At 55.1% G+C, this 19,307-nt stretch carries 18 protein-coding genes; 16 read left to right on the plus strand and 2 right to left on the minus strand.

All coding sequences use genetic code 11. The annotated features are described in order from the left end of the window. Positions 1-433 precede the first annotated feature (433 nt). The 16 genes from ACI7RC_RS18820 (at position 434) to ACI7RC_RS18895 (ending at position 18,161) form a co-directional block, all read left to right on the plus strand. The gene (locus ACI7RC_RS18820) at positions 434-742 is read left to right on the plus strand and encodes an FAD-dependent oxidoreductase (protein ID WP_408109751.1); all 309 of its coding nucleotides are present in this window, start codon (positions 434-436) and stop codon (positions 740-742) included. 162 nt (positions 743-904) lie between these two features. Further along, positions 905-3,052, plus strand: a complete 2,148-nt coding sequence (locus tag ACI7RC_RS18825; protein WP_408109752.1) for a YhgE/Pip family protein — start codon at positions 905-907, stop codon at positions 3,050-3,052. 14 nt (positions 3,053-3,066) lie between these two features. Beyond that, positions 3,067-3,915 carry a hypothetical protein gene (locus tag ACI7RC_RS18830; RefSeq protein ID WP_408109753.1) on the plus strand — a complete coding sequence of 283 codons (849 nt, stop codon included), beginning with the start codon at positions 3,067-3,069 and terminating at the stop codon, positions 3,913-3,915. Positions 3,916-4,035: 120 nt separating this feature from the next. Beyond that, a complete protein-coding gene (locus tag ACI7RC_RS18835; RefSeq protein WP_408109754.1) occupies positions 4,036-5,712 on the plus strand; it encodes a sigma-54 interaction domain-containing protein in 1,677 nt (558 codons plus the stop codon). Positions 5,713-5,727: 15 nt separating this feature from the next. After that, complete coding sequence (locus ACI7RC_RS18840; protein ID WP_408109755.1) at positions 5,728-5,910, plus strand: hypothetical protein; 183 nt, start codon at positions 5,728-5,730, stop codon at positions 5,908-5,910. 164 nt (positions 5,911-6,074) lie between these two features. Next, on the plus strand, positions 6,075-7,115 hold the full coding sequence (locus ACI7RC_RS18845) for an MBL fold metallo-hydrolase (RefSeq protein WP_408109756.1): 1,041 nt from the start codon (positions 6,075-6,077) through the stop codon (positions 7,113-7,115). Between the two features lie 5 nt (positions 7,116-7,120). Further along, entirely contained in the window at positions 7,121-7,879 is a 759-nt protein-coding gene (locus tag ACI7RC_RS18850) for a beta-ketoacyl-ACP reductase (RefSeq protein WP_408109757.1), read from the plus strand. Between the two features lie 44 nt (positions 7,880-7,923). Next, positions 7,924-9,093 carry an acyl-CoA dehydrogenase family protein gene (locus tag ACI7RC_RS18855; protein ID WP_408109758.1) on the plus strand — a complete coding sequence of 390 codons (1,170 nt, stop codon included), beginning with the start codon at positions 7,924-7,926 and terminating at the stop codon, positions 9,091-9,093. A 34-nt stretch (positions 9,094-9,127) separates the two neighbouring features. Next, positions 9,128-9,553, plus strand: coding sequence for a MaoC family dehydratase N-terminal domain-containing protein (locus ACI7RC_RS18860; RefSeq protein ID WP_408109759.1), 426 nt, complete (start codon positions 9,128-9,130; stop codon positions 9,551-9,553). Positions 9,554-9,568: 15 nt separating this feature from the next. Beyond that, the gene (locus tag ACI7RC_RS18865; protein ID WP_408109760.1) at positions 9,569-9,994 is read left to right on the plus strand and encodes a MaoC/PaaZ C-terminal domain-containing protein; all 426 of its coding nucleotides are present in this window, start codon (positions 9,569-9,571) and stop codon (positions 9,992-9,994) included. Between the two features lie 34 nt (positions 9,995-10,028). Then, a complete protein-coding gene (locus ACI7RC_RS18870) occupies positions 10,029-11,231 on the plus strand; it encodes an MFS transporter (RefSeq protein ID WP_408109761.1) in 1,203 nt (400 codons plus the stop codon). Positions 11,232-11,255: 24 nt separating this feature from the next. Next, positions 11,256-12,410 (plus strand): acetyl-CoA acetyltransferase, encoded by a 1,155-nt coding sequence (locus ACI7RC_RS18875; protein WP_408109762.1) that lies wholly within the window; start codon positions 11,256-11,258, stop codon positions 12,408-12,410. A gap of 2 nt (positions 12,411-12,412) precedes the next feature. Beyond that, complete coding sequence (locus tag ACI7RC_RS18880; protein WP_408109763.1) at positions 12,413-12,805, plus strand: Zn-ribbon domain-containing OB-fold protein; 393 nt, start codon at positions 12,413-12,415, stop codon at positions 12,803-12,805. 40 nt (positions 12,806-12,845) lie between these two features. Beyond that, a complete protein-coding gene (locus tag ACI7RC_RS18885; RefSeq protein WP_408109764.1) occupies positions 12,846-14,990 on the plus strand; it encodes an acetate--CoA ligase family protein in 2,145 nt (714 codons plus the stop codon). A gap of 18 nt (positions 14,991-15,008) precedes the next feature. Further along, positions 15,009-16,346 (plus strand): MFS transporter, encoded by a 1,338-nt coding sequence (locus ACI7RC_RS18890; RefSeq protein ID WP_408109765.1) that lies wholly within the window; start codon positions 15,009-15,011, stop codon positions 16,344-16,346. A 582-nt stretch (positions 16,347-16,928) separates the two neighbouring features. Next, entirely contained in the window at positions 16,929-18,161 is a 1,233-nt protein-coding gene (locus ACI7RC_RS18895; RefSeq protein ID WP_408109766.1) for an MFS transporter, read from the plus strand. 111 nt (positions 18,162-18,272) lie between these two features. Here ACI7RC_RS18895 and ACI7RC_RS18900 read toward each other — a convergent pair whose 3' ends face one another. Both ACI7RC_RS18900 and ACI7RC_RS18905 read right to left on the minus strand, forming a co-directional pair. Next, positions 18,273-18,428 carry a hypothetical protein gene (locus ACI7RC_RS18900; RefSeq protein WP_408109767.1) on the minus strand — a complete coding sequence of 52 codons (156 nt, stop codon included), beginning with the start codon at positions 18,426-18,428 and terminating at the stop codon, positions 18,273-18,275. A gap of 28 nt (positions 18,429-18,456) precedes the next feature. After that, entirely contained in the window at positions 18,457-19,251 is a 795-nt protein-coding gene (locus ACI7RC_RS18905) for an inositol monophosphatase family protein (RefSeq protein WP_408109768.1), read from the minus strand. Positions 19,252-19,307: the final 56 nt, after the last annotated feature.

The raw sequence follows: 19,307 nt of genomic DNA on the forward strand, positions 1-19,307 counted from the left end.
TGAATAGGCTATCCAGAAAATGATAGTCGATTAAAGGATTTTCCTCAGACGGCAAGACGAATTCATTGCATCGAATCTCTTTTCGTTGTTCCATAGGTTTTTGCTGTTCCTTTTCCACTTTTAACCGATAGGCTTGGCGTTGTCGTTCGTTCATCGCGTCGATATGTAGATGGATCTTGTTCAGTACTTATTTTTGCAGGGGTTTCAGGGGTTTTTGTTGACGGAGTGCAGAGTAAAATTGTATGATATAAAAATTTGTAGTGTTATATAAATGCTTAGCTTGTTGACACATCTGTTTACAATAAGGAGAGAAGCGAGGCCGTTTGTTGATGCAGATTTGAAACGTATTGTAGTGATGATCGGACATGAATTCACCTCCCCCCTAGCTTCCTGTGGCGCTTGAAGAGGGAGTCCTCTCGGTGGGTATGATAGAATGGCAAAAACACCAGTTTTGCAGGATATGTTGATAGCATACACTGGGATTACAACGAAGTGGAACGGCAAGGCAACCGTCGATTACTGGGCGGGCTACAAGTGGACCAGAGGTTCATACGGCTATTATCGCGTCGGTCAGTATACGAAGTTCTTCGGCGCCGAAGGTGAGCGGGAAGGCAATTGTTTTTTCTGCGGAGAGCACACTTCAATCGATCACCAGGGATATCTGAATGGCGCTGTCGAGACAGGCCAGCGGGCAGCAAAGGAAATACTGGCTGACTTAAAAGCGGAAGCAAAGAGAAAATGATGGACAACCTGTAACCCTTGGGACCCCGGTCACCCCTTTTCGGCCATATGAAAGGGGGGAACGGGGATTTTTTTGTCGAATAGGGATTATATCGGAAGGAAAGCGAAAAATAAGGAAGAAAATGGGCAACAATAAAAAACAGCAACGTACCCGGAGATGAACATGAAAAAGATAGGGATGATCTTTACACAGGATTGCAGAAATATTGTAACGAATTGGGTGGCGGCCGTCGTTATTCTCGGGCTGGTCTTCTTGCCTTCGCTCTACGCCTGGTTTAACATTGAAGCCTCCTGGGATCCCTACGGACAAACGGGAGGTCTCATGGTTGCCGTCGTCAATCAGGACAAAGGAACAACCCTGCGAGGCACTCCGATCAACATCGGGAATGAGATTCAATCCTCCTTGAAGGAAAACAAGAATATCGGATGGATTTTCGTAGATGAGCAACAGGCGATGCAGGGGGTGATGCATGGAGATTATTATGCAAGCATCCTGATCCCTGTTGACTTTTCGGAAAAAATCGGGACTGTGCTAACTCATAACCCCCAGAAGGCGGAGATCATCTACACCGTCAACGAAAAAATCAATGCGATCGCCCCGAAGATTACAGCCAAAGGTGCAAGCGGCATTGTGGAAGAAGTCAGCCGCAACTTTGTCAAAACGGCGAATGGGACTATTTTTTCTATTTTTAATGAGATCGGGATCGGCTTGGAATCGCAGCGGCCCACCATTGAAAGGGTGAGGGATCTGGTATTCAAGCTGGAGTCGACGATTCCCGAAATAGAGCGAATCACCACGGTTGCCTTGGACGATACGAAGAAAGCGAATGAAATCATCCATACAGCACAGGCCAATCTTCCTATCGTGACGCAGCTGGCTGTCGACGGACAACACTTCACCGAGCGATTGGGCCAATTTCTTGACCAGAGCTCAGAGGCGCTGACCGAGATCGCTCCCAATGTCAAGCAAAATCTCGTGTTGCTGCAGCAAACCGCGATAGCTGCAGAGCAGCTGACAGCGATGCTGCAGGATGTCAAAATCGACTCTGCTATTCTGACTTCGGCGCTGGACAGGACTGCCCGCCATCTGACGATTGCAATCGATGCGACAGGGAGGCTGCTGTCGCTGTTTGACCGCTTGAATCAGCTTACAGGGGGAAACAATCTCGCTTTCGTGATAGATAAGCTGGAACGAATCAACGGCAATCTGCAGCAGCAATTGTCTGTCGTCAGCACGCTGCAAGATGTGGTCAACCGAGGCGAACGTCCGGCAGATGAAGTGATCGATCACCTCCATCAGCTGTCGAAGGATGCTTCCGCAGTGATCGGGGATCTATTGGATCGGTTTGACGACGAGGTATTGCCCCGCATCCAAGACGGGGTGGAGCGGGCGAAAGCCTCAGCGCACAACGCTTACGACGTACTGACAGACTCGCTTCACAAGATACCCGATGTGCAGCAGCTGCTGCAGGATGCCGCAAAAGGTCTGACAATCGGCAATCAGGAACTGCTCGCGATCCAGAAGAATTTGCCCGCGATCAAGGCGAACATCACCAGTCTGGCTGATCTGATCCGCACGCTGGAGAAAGAAGGAACGCTCGACCAACTGATCAATCTGCTGAAAAACAATGTCCAAAAAGAGAGTGAATTTTTCTCCGAACCGGTTCTCTTGAAAGAAAACAAGCTGTTTCCCATCCCCAATTACGGGTCCGCCATGTCGCCGTTCTTTACGACCCTGTCACTGTGGGTAGGCGCGCTGCTGCTCGTGTCCCTGCTTACGGTGGAAGTGCATGATCGGGCAGGTTACCACAGCTACCAGATTTACTTTGGACGCTACCTGACGTTTTTGACCTTGGCGGTTTTGCAATCACTGATGGTCACGCTGGGCGACATCTGGATTCTGGGAACGTATGTCGTGGACAAACTTTGGTTCGTGCTCTTCGGCATGCTCATCAGCGCGGTCTTTATGCTCATGGTCTACACGCTGGTATCGGTATTTGGAAATGTCGGCAAAGCGATGGCGATTGTCCTCCTGGTGCTGCAGCTCGCCGGTTCCGGCGGCACCTTTCCGATTCAGGTGACGCCTCCGTTTTTCCAAGCCATTCACCCCCTGCTGCCGTTTACTTACGCGATCAGCATGATGCGGGAAGCGGTGGGGGGAATGCTCTGGGATATCGTCGGGAAAGACCTGTTGGTGATGGGAGTCTATGTGGCAGTGACGCTCATCATCGGACTGGCCTTGAAGAGGCACATCAATCGCGTCACCGAACCGCTGATGCAGAAGGCGAAAGAGAGCAAGCTGATCCATTAAAAGGGGAGGGGAAGATGCTGCACATGCTATGTCTCGTACATTTGATCATGGGCTCTATGATCGCGGTTGCCGGCTTTCACCAAGCAATCCAGACGGACGTAATGCTGGTGCGAATGACGCAATCACTGGAAGTGACTAACCCGCCGAAACCGACTGTTTTTCCGGATTTCCCCGAGAAGGTACTGCTGCGTTTTCACCCGGTAGAATCGAGTCAGTGGAGACAGGACTTGTCAACAGATCGGTGGGAAAAGAAAAAAACGCTTCGTTTCGGTAAGATTGCTGGGACTCCTGTCACCGTAGACCTCTATCTGGAGCCAAGCGAAGGAGGGAATATGCCTGAGCGCATTCACGGCATCTTGCGCTTTCAAAAGCAAAGCATCATCTTCTACGAATTGGGTTTTCATTTAGAAGACATCGAGACACATATGATCGGGCAGACATTTGCGGCGAAAGACGGCAAGCGGATCCTGCTCGGCGGGGTAGGATCCACTCACACCGGGTTTGAATATATCATGTACGATCTCTCTTCTCGGGCCTGGTCAAGCTTCCACAGTTTTGGCGTTCCTCTGCTGACCGGCGGAAGCGGGAAAGACTCTGCGGAAATTATCCTCCAATCTCCAGCCGTGCACTTGACCTGGGAGAATGTGGAGATCCTTCGCTGGAAAAGCGACCGTTTTGAGCTTGCCAGCGTCAACGATTCCATGGAAAACAGCCTGCGGGCCAAACAAGCGGATACGGTTCGGCTGTCATCTGTTTATTTGGCTGACAACAGGTATCTGGTCATAACGATACAGGATGGTCCAGAGACGCCGGCGCCTTCAGCGCGTTACGCGCTTCGTGGGGATCTGCTGCTAAAACAGTAAGGGACTTTCTGCGGGCTGGAGAAAGACATTCGACTTTTTGTCATATTCGCGGATGATTATCGTTATACCTGTAGTAGAACCATTGTGGTTTTTGTTAGAGGGCTAAAGGAGGGATAATCGGTGGAACGATCCTGTTTTTTGGACTCCCTGCCATTTCCGATCGTCTTCGTCAGTTCCGGCGGGATCATCGAAGATTGCAATCTCCTCTTTGCCAAGCTGATCGAAGGCGCTATTTCCGGCGTTGCGATAGAATCGCTGTTCGAACGATGGGAGGCACTTGATGACAGGCTCGTTACAGCCTTCTTCAGAGATCGCTGCTTTCTCCTGTTCGCCAGTGATCCGGGGGACGGAGAACAGGACCGTCACGCATACGTCGTCTTCGACGGATCTTTCGTGCAGCGAATGCAGCAACAAATCAGCGATTTGGAGCAGGAATTGGATGCAGTGATGGAAATATCCAACGATGTGATCTATATTACCGATCGGGAAGGCGTCACGCTGAAGACAAATTCGGCCATCCAGCGCTTCACCGGCTACCCCAAGCAGTGCTATATCAACCACAATGTCAAGGATTTGATAGCGCGGGGACTGATGAAGACATCGATTACGCTGAAAGTCCTCGAGCAGAAGAAGCCGGTGAATTATATCTATACGTCAAGTTATCTCACCGACAACAAGCGTTTTGCGACGGGCATGCCAATTTTAAACGAAGCGGGCGAGATTGCCAAAGTAATCACGAATGTCCGCGACCTGACCGAGCTCAACCAGTTTTACAATGAATTGAAAAAAGCGCTGGAGCTGAATCAGCAGTACAGAAAAGAGCTGGAAAAGCTGAAAGCGAAACGGATCGATCCCGATGTCATCGTCAACAGCAGAAGCATGCTTGAGATATACGATGTAGCCGATCGGATCGCCGACGTTGACGCCACGGTATTGATCCTCGGGGAAACCGGGGCAGGCAAGGACGTCTTGGCCAGGCATATCTACCGTGTCAGCTGCCGGAGCGAGCAAGGCGAGTTTATTAAAATCAACTGCGGCGCCATTCCCCATGATCTGTTGGAATCGGAGCTGTTCGGCTACGAAGCGGGCGCGTTCACGGGCGCCAGCCGGACGGGAAAGCCCGGACTGTTCGAGCTTGCCCACCAAGGCGTCCTGTTTCTCGACGAGGTGGGCGAACTGCCGCTTCCCTTACAGGTAAAGCTGCTGCGGGTTCTGCAGGAGAAGCAGATTCAGCGGATCGGAGCAACGAAGCCAAAAGACATCGATGTGAGACTGATCGCCGCGACGAATCGCGATCTCAAACAGATGGTGAAGCAGGGCTCGTTCCGCGAGGACTTGTACTACCGGCTCAATGTCATCCCGCTCTTTATCCCTCCGCTGCGAGAGCGAAAAGAGGATATCCTGCCTCTCGTCCGTTCCGTGCTCCATAAGCTGAACAGACAGTACAACACCGCGAAAAAACTGGATCGAGCGGTAGAGAGCTTTTTCTATCAATACGCTTGGCCGGGCAATGTCCGGGAGCTGACCAACCTGATCGAGCGGCTGATCTTGACGGTCCCGTCAGACGTAATTGGCTTGGCAGACCTGCCCACCGAGTACCGGGAGCAGGATGAGCCGGGATCGGCAGCGGCTTCTGCCCATACCAAAGTGATGACCTTAAAGGAAGCGGCCGAGATCGCGGAGCGGGAGATACTCGCCATCGCGATGCGGAAGTACAACAGCACCTATAAGATGGCGGAAGAGCTGGGAACCAGCCAGGCTACGATCGTGAGAAAATTGAAAAAATACAAGTTGTAATTTGGGGGGAAAGCGATGGACATACGCAATGTAACCTATGGAAAAGTGATCTCCGTCATAGATGAGTGGTGGGGAAGGAGACGGAAGGGGACAATCACGCGTTCGCTTCGTGAAGGTAATCAAGTAATCATGGATAAGATGAACTCAGACACTGCAGTTGTGCAGTGTCTGTTTTTTTGGGTGCACAGCGGGAAGTGATACAAAAATGAATTACTGATACAAAAAAAACTTGCCTTTCTCCCGCTATCTTGCAGGAGTAAGTCATCCGTGCATCATGCGTGAACTGCAGCGCTTTGTTCCGGCCGCCGATGACCCGTCGGGACGCTTCCTTTCCTCTATGGTATGCAACTTGCTAAAACCTTTTGCCAGACGGCGGAGTTCAGCAACACCTACAAGGAGAGGGGGAAATCGACATTGCAAAGATCATTCAAATCAACATCAAAACTCACTTTGCGGAAGGGGATGTAAATGTCTACGTAATATTGGGCGATCCTGTCACCCTGGTGGATACGGGGCTTCCGACAGAAGAATCCGTACAGCAGCTGCGCGACGGGTTGGCGGCAGTCGGTCTTTCCTTTTCGGATGTGGGCCAAATCATCGTCACACATATGCATCTCGATCACTGCGGCGGAGTGATGGCGATCCAAAGCGAGGCAGATGTCCCTGTATTTGTTCACGAACGGGCGAAGACAGTTCTCACTGGGGGCCGCCGCGAGTTTGACCGAACAGAAGCGTTTATGCAGGCGTTTGTCTCGCAGTGCGGAGCTGTCGGTCTTTTGAATCGCAGCCGGCAGTACCGCGAAGAAGTCTGGAAGCACATCCGCTACCTCAAAAACGGGGATACAGTACTGGCGGGTAGTGACCGATTTCACGTGCTGGAGGTGCCAGGTCACAGTCAAACCGATCTCTGCCTGTGGAGTCCTGGGACAGGAGACGTATTTGTCGGCGACTACTTGCTGCAGAAGATTTCGGCAAACGCTTTCATCAGCCCGCCCGAGCCGGGCGATCGTGAACGGCCAAAACCGCTCTTGCAGCTGCGCGATTCACTCAATCGTGCCCGCGATCTGCCGTGGAAAATGATCTATCCCGGGCATGGCGATCCGTATCTGGGGCATCGCCAGGTGATCAATCAGCGTTTTTTGGAACAGCACGAGCGATGCGAGCAAATCCGGCGGCTCCTGCAAGCCGGACCGCGGACGGTTTACGAGTTGAGCTGCGCCATGTTTCCCTGGTTGAAGGCGGGGGCCGTCTTCTTGGGCCTGTCGGAGATACAAGGGCATTTGGATCTGCTGGAGTCGCGGGGCTTGGTGGCCGCCGCCCAGCAGGGCGATGTCATCTTGTACCGGGCTTGTGAGGGGCAGGGCAGCGCCAAGCGGCATTGTGATAATCTTTCAGGAGGTTGATGAGGATGAGTCGGTTGGATGGCAGGGCAGCGATTGTCACAGGGGCAGGACGAGGGATCGGCGCCGCTACGGCAAAGCGGTTGGCCCGGGAAGGAGCGAAGGTTGGCGTATTTGATCTGAAGGAGGAATTCTGCCGCGATACCGTGCAGGCGATTCAAGCGGATGGCGGGGAAGCGGTCGGGATCGGCTGTGACGTCGCCGATGCCCAGCAGGTGGAGCGGGCTGTAGCGGAAGTGGCGGCACAGTTCGGGCGGGTCGATATCCTGGTGAACAACGCGGGCGTCCTTCGTGACAATCTCCTGTTCAAAATGTCGGAAGACGACTGGGACACCGTGATGAACATCCACTTAAAGGGAAGCTTTTTGTGCAGCCGGGCCGCACAGAAGTACATGGTCCAACAGAAATATGGGAAAATCGTCAACACTAGCAGCACCTCCGCACTGGGCAATCGCGGCCAGGCGAACTACTCCGCAGCGAAAGCGGGCCTGCAGGGTTTTACGAGGACGCTGGCAATCGAGCTGGGGCCCTTTAACATCAATGTAAACGCGGTAGCTCCCGGCTTTATTGTGACAGACATGACCAGACAGACGGCAGAACGCGTCGGCGTCGATTTTGCGGAAAACCAGAAGCTTGCAGCCGGGCGCATCCCTCTGAGAAGGGTGGGCCAACCGGAGGATATCGCCAATGTCGTGGCCTTTTTGGCCAGCGATGATGCCAGCTATGTCTCCGGTCAGGTGATCTACGTCAACGGAGGAAGTCGTTAACTTTTATTCCCTTTAAAAACATTTATTCCAAAGGAGGCCTGACGATGGATTTTACATTGAGTGACGAGCAGAAAATGGTGCAGCGGACGGTGCGCGAATTCGTTCAAAACGAAATCATGCCGCTGGAACAACAGGTACTGCGCAACGAGCGCGAAGGCAAGCCGGGCATTACCCGCGAAGAGATCCGCAGTCTGCAGCTGAAGGCAAAAGAGATGGGCTTTTGGGGGATCAACACACCCGAGGAGTACGGCGGGGCCAACCTGGGACCGATCATGACCGCGCTGATCACGATGGAGCTTGGCAGAACGTTTGTACCGTTTTCTTTCGGGGGTTCGGCCGACAATATCCTCTACCACTGCAATGAAGAACAGAAAAAGCGCTATTTGATTCCCCTGATCAATGGTGAGCGCCGCTCCTGCTTCGCCCTGACGGAACCGGGGGCCGGTTCGGACGCCAGAAACATCCGGATGCCAGCGGTAAAAGACGGCGACCACTGGGTGCTCAACGGAGAGAAAATCTTTATCACAAACGGCAATGAAGCGGATTTTGCCATGGTCTTCGCCGTGACGGACAAGGAGAAAGGGGCAGACGGCGGGGTAACCTGTTTCCTGGTCGACCGCGACATGGGATGGCGCTCCGAATACATCCATACCATGGGAGAATGGGGGCCGGCCTCGCTGATTTTCGAAAACGTTCGCGTTCCGGAAGAAAACATCCTGGGCGAGCTTGGCAAAGGCTTTGCCTTGGGGATGAAGTGGATCGGCCAGGGCCGCTGGGTCATCCCTGCCAGAGCGGTCGGGGCAGCAGAGCGGCTGCTGCAGATGGGCATTGACTACGCCAAAACGCGGGTCACCTTCGGAAAGCCGATCGCCGAACGGCAGGCCATCCAGTGGATGATCGCCGATTCGGCCGTCGAGATTGAGGCGACCAAGTGGATCGTCCTGCGGGCGGCGTGGATGGCCGAGAAGGGGCTGGATGCCCGTCACCAATCCTCGATGGCGAAGCTGCACGGAGCCATCATGGCCAACCAGGTGGTCGACAGGGTGCTGCAAATTCACGGCGGCATGGGCTACACCAAGGAGCTGCCGATCGAACGCTGGTACCGCGAAGCGAGGCTGTGGCGGATTTTTGAAGGCACAGATGAAATTCAGCGGCGGACCATTGCCCGCAACCTGTTGAAAGGACACGTCAAGGTAGGCGAGCTGATGGGATGACCATGAGACATATTCTCCAAAGGAGGGGGCACTGATGCTGATCGACCGCAGTGTGATCGGAAGCGCCAGCGAACCGCAGGTGCATGAGATCGAAAAGGGGGCCATTCGCGCATTTGCCCAGGCGATTGGCGACGATAATCCGCTGTACCATGACGAGGAGTTTGCCAAACGGCATGGTTACGCCAGCCTTGTCGCACCGCCGACGTTTCCGACAACGCTCAGGGTGCCTAATCCGCGGGTGAAATTTGAATTGAGCCGCGTGCTTCACGGCGAGCAGGAATACGCCTACGAAAGACCGATCGTCGCCGGCGACGTCTTGCGCTGCGTCAGCAAAGTGATTGACGTGTATGAACGAAAAGGCAAGTTGGGGGCGATGACCTTCCTCGTCACGGAGGTGCGGGGGGAAGATCTGGACGGCCGCTTGGTGTTTCGCGGAAAAAGCACCATTATCCTACGCTGACAGGAGGCAAACCGCATGCGGGCTTTGAACTGGGAGGAACTGCAGGTCGGACTGGAGGTGGAACCGCTTGTCAAACCTGCGATTGAAAAAGTGCAGTTGGTGAAGTACGCAGGAGCCTCAGGGGACTTTAACCTGATCCACACCGATGACGAAACCGCCCGAAAGGTAGGGCTGCCGGGGGTGATCGCGCACGGCATGCTGAGCATGGGATTCCTCGGTCAATACACTGGACGGATGGCCGGTCCGAATGGATTTGTCAGCCGATTGCAGGTGCGTTTTGCCGGAATGGTTCGGCCGGGTGACGTTTTGACCTGCCGCGCCAAGGTAACCGGAAAGAACGAAGAGGCGCGTACGGTCGACTTTGAGATCTCTGCGGAGAAAGAGGAGGGCAAAGCTGTCACGCACGGCGAAGCGACGATCACCTTTCTGAAGCAGAGGTAGTCCGGGGGAAAATCGGAAGATGAGGGGAGCCCCCGTGTCGATAACCATCTTGTTTTTGATGTCCACCATGTTTATCGCCAATATCGGCTACGGAGTCATCCTGCCAACTCTGCCGTTTCTGTCCCGGCACATTGGGGCCACATCGTTTGAGATGGGGTTAGCCTTATCGGTATTTGCAATTGCCCAGCTCTTGTCAAGTTCACTGTGGGGCGTGTTAAGCGATCGCCTCGGAAGACGTCCCGTACTTATCTGCGGCATCGTCGGCTATGGTGTCTCGTCAGCTCTCTTGGGATTTGCCCCCCATGTCGCGGTGCTGCTCACCCTGCGCTTCCTCTCCGGGCTCTTCGCTTCGGCTGTGATGCCGGCTTCACTGGCGCTTGCAGCCGATTGGACGAAGCCGGGGCAGCGCGCCCGGACACTTGGTTACATGGGGGCGATAAACGGCATCGGCTTTATCTTCGGACCGCCGGTCGGGGCATTTTTAAGTGTGATCGGACTTCAGGTTCCTTTTTTCACGGTTGGCCTGTTGTCAGTGGCAAACGGCCTGATTGCCCTGCGGCTGCTGCCGCGCGAGGAGCCCTTGAGGCAAGATCCCGTCGGCAGCAATACAAAGGCTGCGCTTTTACCCCGGCCGAGCAGGCGGGCAGGGGCGCTGGGGAGCCGGATGACGGCACCGTTTCTGTTCGGAACGTTTGTCTTCGCCCTGGCGGATGCCAGCATTACGGCAACACTTGCCTACTACTTGACCGGGCACCTGCACTCGACCCAGACCATGGCTGGATGGGGATTTATGGTAAACGGCGGAATGGGAGCGCTTACGCAGGGGTTATTGTTCTCCAGGGTATACGGCCGGTATGGCGAAACGGCGACCATTGTACTCGGTTTTGCCTTCGGATCGCTCGGCTATTTTACGCTGGGAATGGCGAACTGGCTGGCCTGGGCATTCGCTGCCATCGCCCTTCTGGCTTTATGCCGGGGATTCGCCTATCCGGCGATGACGACGGCCATATCGGTCCGGACTTCGCAGAATGCGCAGGGCAGCAGCTTCGGGGCACAGTTTACCTTTAACAGTTTGGGGAGAACGATCGGACCGTTGATCGCGGGCTGGTTGTTTACGCTAAAAGAACCAGTCCCCTATTTTTTCTCGGCTGCTCTGATGTTCCTTACGATCGGCGTTTACCTGGCATGGGTGTATGCGGCCCGCAGGCACGATCGGCCGTTGCAAGGAAATAAATAGCATACTTGACGTTTTATAGGAGGGATGAGCGAAGTGAAATCAGAACGGGTAGCGGCGATTGTCGGCGTCGCGGAGTCGGACTTGGGCGAAACACCCGGAAAAAATGTGTTGCAGCTGCAGGCCCAGGCGGCTCGGGCGGCCCTGGATGATGCCGGATTTACCAAAGATGATGTCGATGCCTTATTCACTGCGGGAAACTGGGCGTGGGCGACTAACCTCATGCTCGGGGAATACCTGGGAATCCGCCCGTCCTATACCGATGGCACCAATATTGGCGGATCATCTTTTGAACTGCACATCTGCCATGCTGTTGCCGGAATCCAGGCGGGCTTGTTTGACGTAGCGCTGATCACCTATGGGAGCACGCAGCGGACGGACCGCTCGCGAAATCGCTCCATGCCTGTTGTGCCGCTGACGGAACAGTACGAGCGGCCCTTCGGCTTGCCGACTCCGGTCGGCGCTTATGCCCTGGCGGCCATGCGTCACATGCACCTGTACGGCACGACCTCGGAGCAGTTGGCGGAGATCGCCGTCGCCACGCGCAAATGGGCGGCACTCAACGAGAAGGCGTTCATGCGCGAACCGATCGAGATCGACGACGTACTGGCTTCACGGTGGATCGCCGAGCCGCTGCACCTGCTGGACTGCTGTCTGGTGACGGACGGCGGAGGAGCCGTCGTGGTCGCTTCCCGCCGGGCGGCGGCCCGCGCGAAAAAGCGGCCGGTCTGGATCCTCGGCCACGGCGAGACGCATACGCACAATACGATCTCCAACATGCCGGACCTCACCATGACGGGTGCGAGGGAATCGGGCCGGCGGGCGTTTGAGATGGCCGGGGTCGGACACGATGAAATAGACGTAGCGCAGATCTACGATTCGTTTACGATCACAGTGCTGTTGACGCTGGAAGCACTGGGTTTTTGCAAACCGGGAGAAGGCGGCGCGTTTGTCAGCGGCCAGCGGACGGCACCGGGCGGACCGTTTCCGATGAACACGAATGGCGGCGGGCTTTCTTACTGCCATCCGGGTATGTACGGGATTTTCCTGCTGATCGAGGCTGCGCGGCAGCTGCGGGGCGAATGCGGAGAACGCCAGGTGCCCGATGCCAAGCTGGCACTTGTCAACGGAACAGGCGGAGTGCTCTCGTCTACTTCTACCTTGATTTTAGGGAGGGATTAAACGTGGCCGGGCAGATACCAAAACCACTGATCGACGACGATTCAAGACCTTATTGGGAGGGGCTGAAGCGGGGAGAATTGCTGATTCAGCGCTGCGGCGACTGCAATCAGTCCATTTTCTATCCGCGCGCGCTCTGTCCGCATTGTTTTTCCGAGCGCGTCTCATGGGAGAAGGCAAGCGGCCGTGGGCGGATATACAGCTATACCGTCGTACATCGGGCATTTGGCCCCTATGAGACTCCCTATGTCGTGGCGATCGTCGAGCTGGAAGAGGGGGTCAGAATGATGACCCGCATCCTTGGAGATAGAGAGAAGATCGCCATTGACAACCGGGTGGAAGTCACATTTGAACAGGTAGACGATGACCTGACGCTGCCGTATTTTCAGCTCGCCTGAAGTTGTTTGAATATTGCGGATTAAAACGGAGGTGATTGGATTGAAAGCGAAGGTGGCCGTCTCCCCAGAGCGATTGCGCCAGTTTTTCAACCCGAAACATATCGCTCTCGTCGGCGCGACGGATAAGTCCCGCTGGTCGGTGTTTACGTTTGGCAACCTGAAGAGCCTGCAATTTTCCGGTGAGGTTTACTGCGTCAATCCCAATCGAGATATCGTTCACGGTCAAAAGGCGTATCGGTCGCTGCTGGACATCGAGGGGCCGGTCGATCTGGCTTACGTCATGGTCTCGACGAGTCAGATCATGCAGGTGATGAACGAAGCCGCGCAAAAAAACATCCGCAACCTGGTGCTGCTAACTTCGGGGTTCAGCGAGATCGGAGACGAAGGAAGCGAATTGGAGCGCGAGCTGCTCGCTTTTGCCGAGGCGCATGACCAGCTCATCCTGGGGCCAAACGGCAACGGGTTTATCAACGTAACCGCACAGTTGACGCCGTACGGGCTGCCGATCACACCGCCGCTTTCGGCAGGCCCTGTCGGAGTCGTGCTGCAGAGCGGAGCCCTCGCCAGCTCGATCATGACGTTGGCGCAGGCCCGCAACGTAGGCCTTAGCTTCCTGGTTGCGATGGGGAACGAAACGATGATCTCGGCAACAGACGTGATCGACTATCTGATCGAAGACGAAGCGACCAAGGTGATCGCCCTGTTTTTGGAATCGATCCGCCAGCCCGACGAGTTTGCCCGCGTCGCCCGCAAAGCCCTGGCGTGCGGAAAACCGGTCGTCGCGCTGAAAATTGGGCGGAGTGAAGAAAGCGCCCGAACGGCGATGGCACATACGGGGGCCCTGGTGGGCGACGACGCAGTCAACGATGCCGTCTTCCGGCAGCTTGGCGTCATCCGGGTCAGCTCGCTTGAAGATCTTGTCACGACTGCCGGATTGCTCGGTTATACAGGGCCGCTCCCCGGTCGGCGGATGGGTGTGGTGACCCCGTCCGGAGGGGCTTGCGACATCCTGTCCGATCGCGCCCAGGACGAGGGCATCGGCCTGCCACCGTTCGCCCCGGAGATTGTGGATGAGTTGAAGCAGATCGTTCCGGCTTTCTCTACCGTTCACAACCCGTTGGATGTGACCGGGTACGTTGTCGTCGACAGGACTTTGCTTCCGCGAGCTCTGCAGGCTGTCACGAACGATCCCGGCCTCGACTTTATTCTCTGCTTGACCGATCCGCCCCGGGTGCCTCCGGAGGACACCGCTCCTGTCTACGAACAGTACGAGGGATTGGCGCAAATCGTCAAGGAGTCAAAACGGCCGATCGTCCTTGTCACCAATACCGGCATCGACATCACCCCGTTTGGGCGCGAGGTAGTCGATCACTGCGGCCTACACTTTGTCGGCGGGATGGAGCATGGCATGACTGCGCTCGGCAAGGCGCTCTGGTGGCATGAGAAGTACCGGGCAAGTCGGGATTCCGCCGACGATGAGCAGGTAGGAGTCAGCAAAACAAGCGATGACTGGTACGGGACTGGGGAGTGGTCGGAGTATCAGGCCCGCCAGTTCTTGCAGCAGCACGGGGTGCCGGTCGTTCCCGGCCTGTTGGCCAACAGTCCCCGCGAAGCGATCGAGGCCGCGCTGGAGCTGGGCCTGCCTGTAGCAATGAAAGTGCAGTCGCGGGACATTCCCCACAAGAGCGACATCGGCGGTGTCCGCTTGCACCTGCGGACGGTGCAGGAGGTAGAGGAAGCGTACCGCGCCATTCGAATGAATGCAGAACGGAGGGTCCCAGGCAGCCGGGTAGAGGGAATCCTGGTCAGCCCCATGCGCCAGGCAGGTATAGAGCTGTTGGTCGGGGTGGTCAAAGACCCGCTGTGGGGATTGGTGCTGGCAGTCGGACTTGGCGGGGTTTTTGTCGAAGTGTTGAAGGATACCAGCCTGCGCGTGCTTCCCGTAGACCGATCAGAGATCGTGGCCATGCTGGAGGAACTCCGCGGCGCTCCGCTGTTGAAAGGCGTGCGGGGCGGAGTCAAAGCCGATGTGGAGCAGGTCGCAGATGCGATCTACCGGCTCACCCGGGCGGCCCTCTCCGTCTCCGACCGTCTGCAGGAGCTGGAAATTAATCCATTGCGGGTTCACGGTGCCGAGGTGGAAGCTTTGGACGCGCTCATCAAATGGGGGAAGGCGACCTATTGATAACAGGAGGCGGTGTGAATGGCGAATTTTTCTGGGTTGTTATCCCGGGAACTGACGGTATATCCAACAGGCGGGCGTCGGGTATGGCTGTTGTTCATCGCGATTTTGGCGAACTTTATCGCTTCCTACGAGGCACAAATCGCACCCGTGCTGCCGCTTCTTTTAAATGATCTCAACATCAGTTTGGCACAGTACGGGATGGTCTCGGCGTGCTCCGTACTGGCATCTGCGGTGTCTGCGCTGCTCTTCGCTCCCTTGGCCGACCGCTACGGACGGGTCAAATTTCTGGTGCCCAGCTTGTTCTTGACCTGTGTCTGCGTCTACGCCATGGTTTTGGTGGAAACCTTGTCCCACCTGTTGGTTCTGCGGATCATCCTCGCCTTCGTCGATGGAATTGCAGTCGGTACCACGGCAGGGCTGGTGCGCGATTTTTCGCCGCGGCTGGGCCGAGCGCTTGCCTTTGGTTTTTGGACGTTCGGTCCGGTCGGTTCCAACTTCTTCGCCAACGCGATGGCGGGCTGGACCCTTCCGATTTTTCACGTGTGGCAGTCCCAATTTGTCATCGGCGGCACGATCGCCCTGCTCTCGTCGATCGTCATCTTATTCAATATTGCCGATTTGTCGCCGAAGCTGCGTTCGCGAATTATCCATAGCACAGAAGAAATGGAAGCACAAAATGAAAAAAGCCCCTCGCCTACGGACTCCACGGAGAATACCCCGAAAATGCGGGAAATTCTCCGCTATCCTCACATCTGGACACTCTGTATCGGCATCACGCTGTTTTTGCTCACCTACATGACAATCGCCAGCTTCGGCACCAAGCTGCTCGTCGACGCCTTCCATTACGACGCCCATCAGGCTGCCTCGATCGCCAAATACTTCTGGCTCTTTAACCTATTTACGCTGCTGCTGGCCGGATGGATATCCGACCGCCTCCAACTGCGGAAAATCGTTTCGCTGACAGGCGCTGTACTGTTTGCCATCTACATGATCTTCTTCATTTCCCTATTCGGTACGGAGGTGCCGGAAGGACAGATGATGATCTATACGTCATTGCTTGGCGGATTGATCGGAATCGCCTACGGACCGTGGTGCGCCTTGTTTTCGGAAAACGCCGAAGACGTCAAGGCTTCCCTGCAGTCGTCGGCCTGGGGGCTGTTCGGCTTTGCCAGCCGGGTCGTCAGTCTTACCGTCTACTTCGCCGCACCGATCGTCGTGGCCGCACACAGTTGGGAAACCTGGCTGTGGATTGCTGTCGGCGTCGGTGTCATCGTCTACATCCCGTTCCTGTTTACCGGCAGGGGACCGTGGTTCCGCAGAAAGGAGGAGAAGATCACGTTTACCCCGGCGCCATGACGGCTGTGTATCGTTGGTGAACAGGGAGGAAGGGCCTGGCGCGGCGCTCCTCCCTGGATTTTGCAGCCGGTTTCCTGATAAAAAGGTGAAATTTTTTATGGATTTCTTGTTGACACACAACCAAAGGTCATACTATACTTTGCATTACCAAGTAATAACTTTTTTTTACACCAAAAGAAGGAGGTAACAGACAATGGTTTGGGATTTTGGTTTTATTCACATCACAGATGCAGCTTTTACCGACAACCACATACAAAAAAACCATCCCGATCACTCTGTGCCTTTGGTGTACGCTTCGTGTCTGCGACTTGACTGATCAGTTGCGGACGCTGCGAGCCTAACAAAGTATGTGAATCCGCAAAGACAGACGTCGGGAAGCCGGCGTCTTTTTGATTGTGAAGAGACGCCGGGAATGATACCGGCGTCTTTTTTCACGGAAACAGGCGTCGGATCATCCGACGTCTTTTTGTGTCATGGAATAAGGAGGGGCTGACGATGCTTGCATAAAACGGCGCATCAAATATTTACCGGCTGGATCGAGGGACAGCTTCCGATCCGGCTTAAAAAAGAGAGGGGAATCGTATGACAGCAAATACAGAATCAAAAGCTTCAATGGTTGACTTGTTTCGCAACCGAGTCGTCCGCACCATCTTGCTTTCCGTCTTTTTTCTGCAGATCGGCATCTGGGTTCGCAATTACTCTATTTTGTTATTTGTCATGGAAAAGACAGGCGGCCACGATCCGGTAGCTGTTTCGCTCATTTATGTGGCTGAATATGCGCCGATCTTTTTGTTTTCGTTTATTGGCGGCACATTCGCCGATCGCTGGCGGCCGAAGCGGACGATGGTTTGGTGTGATCTGCTCAGCGCCGTGTCGGTGTTTGCCGTGCTGCTGACGCTCGTATTCGGAAGTTGGAAAGCCATATTCTTTGCGACACTGGTTTCGTCCATCCTGTCGCAGTTTTCCCAGCCGTCGGGGATGAAGTTGTTCAAGCTGCATGTTCCGGAAACATTGATACAAATGGGAATGTCCATGTACCAGACGATTTTCGCCTTGTTTATGATCCTCGGACCTGTCATCGGCACGTTCGTCTACCAGCATTACGGCATTGATATTGCGATCGGGGCCATGGGGATTGCCTTTTTACTGTCGGCTGTCGTGCTGCTCTTGCTTCCGCCTGACCGGACCCACGAGCAGCGGGAAGAGAAGACGATCTGGGAGGAAATGAAGGCGGGATTCCGTTATGTGCTGCAAAGCCGTACCCTGACCTTGCTAGGCGGCTGTTTTGCGGCGGCCGGTCTGGCGATCGGCCTGATCCAACCGTTGTCCGTCTTTATTGTCACCGAGCGGCTCGGCTTGCCAAAAGAACAGCTTCAATGGCTGATGGCGGCGAATGGGGCAGCGATGATCCTGGGAGGAATCCTGGTGATGGGATTGGCCAAAAAGGTCTCGCCGCTTAAGCTGCTCATGATCGGGATGACGATGAGTGCTTTCGGTTTCCTCGTGATGGGGCTGTCAGGACAACTGTGGCTGACGCTGACGGCGCAATTCATCGGCGGCCTGGCCATGCCTTGCATCTCCATCGGCATCAACACGATGATTCTAAAAAATACGGAATCCGATTTCGTCGGCCGGGTCAACGGCATTTTAAACCCTGTTTTCATGGGCACCATGATCCTGACGATGAGCGTCTCCGGCTGGCTGAAATCGGTATTCTCGCTGATGGCGATGTTTGAAGCCGCCACGGTGTTGTTTATCGTTGGCGTCATCATCATGCTGCCGTTGCTGAAAGTTCCGGCGGCACAGAGGGAATAGCGTCAAACGGTAACGTGAATACAAACTTCTGTGTCTTTTCCTCTGCCTCCTGTCCAGAAAAAGGATAAGGAGGCTTTCTTTATGTTATTGGAACCTAGACAATTCGAAAAATCAGTCGGAGACCGTTTGCTGTTTTCCGCGGAACAGCTCCGCGTCGCTACTCGCAGCCGGATTGGGATTGTCGGCAGAAATGGCGTCGAGAACGACGGAATCCGGGACAGCTCCTGTATACAGGGAGTCCCGGATTTTTGGCTCGTGATCGCTCATGGCTTTATATCGGAAAGGACGGATCGAATCAGCTTTGCAGTACCTTTCGGATTTGTCCGCTTAACGAGGCATTGCTCGCGATAATACCTGAACTCCCCAGGGCAAACTCTCGGCCCGAGATATCCGTTACGCGGCCGCCCGCCTCAGAGATGAGCAGGGCTCCTCCTAACCGATCGTAGTTATCCTCGCCGAATTCCCAATACCCATCCATTCTGCCGCTAGCCACGTAGGCCAGTTGAAGGGCCACAGAGCCCAACATCCTTATGGCGAATACCCGCGGAAGCAGCTTGCCTATTCCGTCAATGGTGGACTTGGTTAGCAAGGGCTCTTCCTCTGCAAAACTAGGCGGGGCCGTCATCAGCAAGGCGTTGTGCAAGTCGGATTTTCCGGCGACATGGATGGCCTTGCCGTTCAGGTAAGCGCCTTTGCCCCGGATCGCGTGAAAGAACTCCCGGCGGTTCGGATCGTACACCAGCGAGAAGACCGGCGTCCCGTCTTCAACCAGGCAAAGGGACATCGACCAGAAAGCAAATCCCTGTTGCAAATGAAACCCGCCGTCAATCAGGTCGAGGACCCAACAAGTACCCAGGGGCTGCGGGTCTTGCCGATCCGCATCGAGGTCTGAATAAAAGCGCTGCACCTCAGGATATTCCCGCTGCAGGACTGCCTTTACTTCATCGGCGGCCCAGGCATTCGCCGCCAAAAACCGCGCAAACATCTCTTGCCGGTCAAGCGGGGCTTCGCGATGTCCGTAATCTTGCAGCAGCCTGTCGCCAACTTGTGAGAAAAGTTCCTGGAATACTTCCCTTTTGAATTGTGTCATTTTGATCATGCTCCTTTTATGAAAGTTGTCGTTTGTCCTAAGACCGATTTGGTCAG

The sequence above is a fragment of the Brevibacillus sp. B_LB10_24 genome, from assembly GCF_046036945.1.
Classification (GTDB): Bacteria; Bacillota; Bacilli; order Brevibacillales; family Brevibacillaceae; genus Brevibacillus_C.

What these genes read in the sequence shown, in the direction of transcription:
- ACI7RC_RS18820 (WP_408109751.1), top strand. Translation starts at nt 434, where the DNA reads ATGGCAAAAACACCAGTTTTGCAGGATATGTTGATAGCATACACTGGG.
- ACI7RC_RS18825 (WP_408109752.1), top strand. Translation starts at nt 905, where the DNA reads ATGAAAAAGATAGGGATGATCTTTACACAGGATTGCAGAAATATTGTA.
- ACI7RC_RS18830 (WP_408109753.1), top strand. Translation starts at nt 3,067, where the DNA reads ATGCTGCACATGCTATGTCTCGTACATTTGATCATGGGCTCTATGATC.
- ACI7RC_RS18840 (WP_408109755.1), top strand. Translation starts at nt 5,728, where the DNA reads ATGGACATACGCAATGTAACCTATGGAAAAGTGATCTCCGTCATAGAT.
- ACI7RC_RS18850 (WP_408109757.1), top strand. Translation starts at nt 7,121, where the DNA reads ATGAGTCGGTTGGATGGCAGGGCAGCGATTGTCACAGGGGCAGGACGA.
- ACI7RC_RS18855 (WP_408109758.1), top strand. Translation starts at nt 7,924, where the DNA reads ATGGATTTTACATTGAGTGACGAGCAGAAAATGGTGCAGCGGACGGTG.
- ACI7RC_RS18860 (WP_408109759.1), top strand. Translation starts at nt 9,128, where the DNA reads ATGCTGATCGACCGCAGTGTGATCGGAAGCGCCAGCGAACCGCAGGTG.
- ACI7RC_RS18865 (WP_408109760.1), top strand. Translation starts at nt 9,569, where the DNA reads ATGCGGGCTTTGAACTGGGAGGAACTGCAGGTCGGACTGGAGGTGGAA.
- ACI7RC_RS18875 (WP_408109762.1), top strand. Translation starts at nt 11,256, where the DNA reads ATGAGCGAAGTGAAATCAGAACGGGTAGCGGCGATTGTCGGCGTCGCG.
- ACI7RC_RS18890 (WP_408109765.1), top strand. Translation starts at nt 15,009, where the DNA reads ATGGCGAATTTTTCTGGGTTGTTATCCCGGGAACTGACGGTATATCCA.
- ACI7RC_RS18895 (WP_408109766.1), top strand. Translation starts at nt 16,929, where the DNA reads ATGACAGCAAATACAGAATCAAAAGCTTCAATGGTTGACTTGTTTCGC.
- ACI7RC_RS18900 (WP_408109767.1), bottom strand. Translation starts at nt 18,428, where the DNA reads ATGAGCGATCACGAGCCAAAAATCCGGGACTCCCTGTATACAGGAGCT.
- ACI7RC_RS18905 (WP_408109768.1), bottom strand. Translation starts at nt 19,251, where the DNA reads ATGACACAATTCAAAAGGGAAGTATTCCAGGAACTTTTCTCACAAGTT.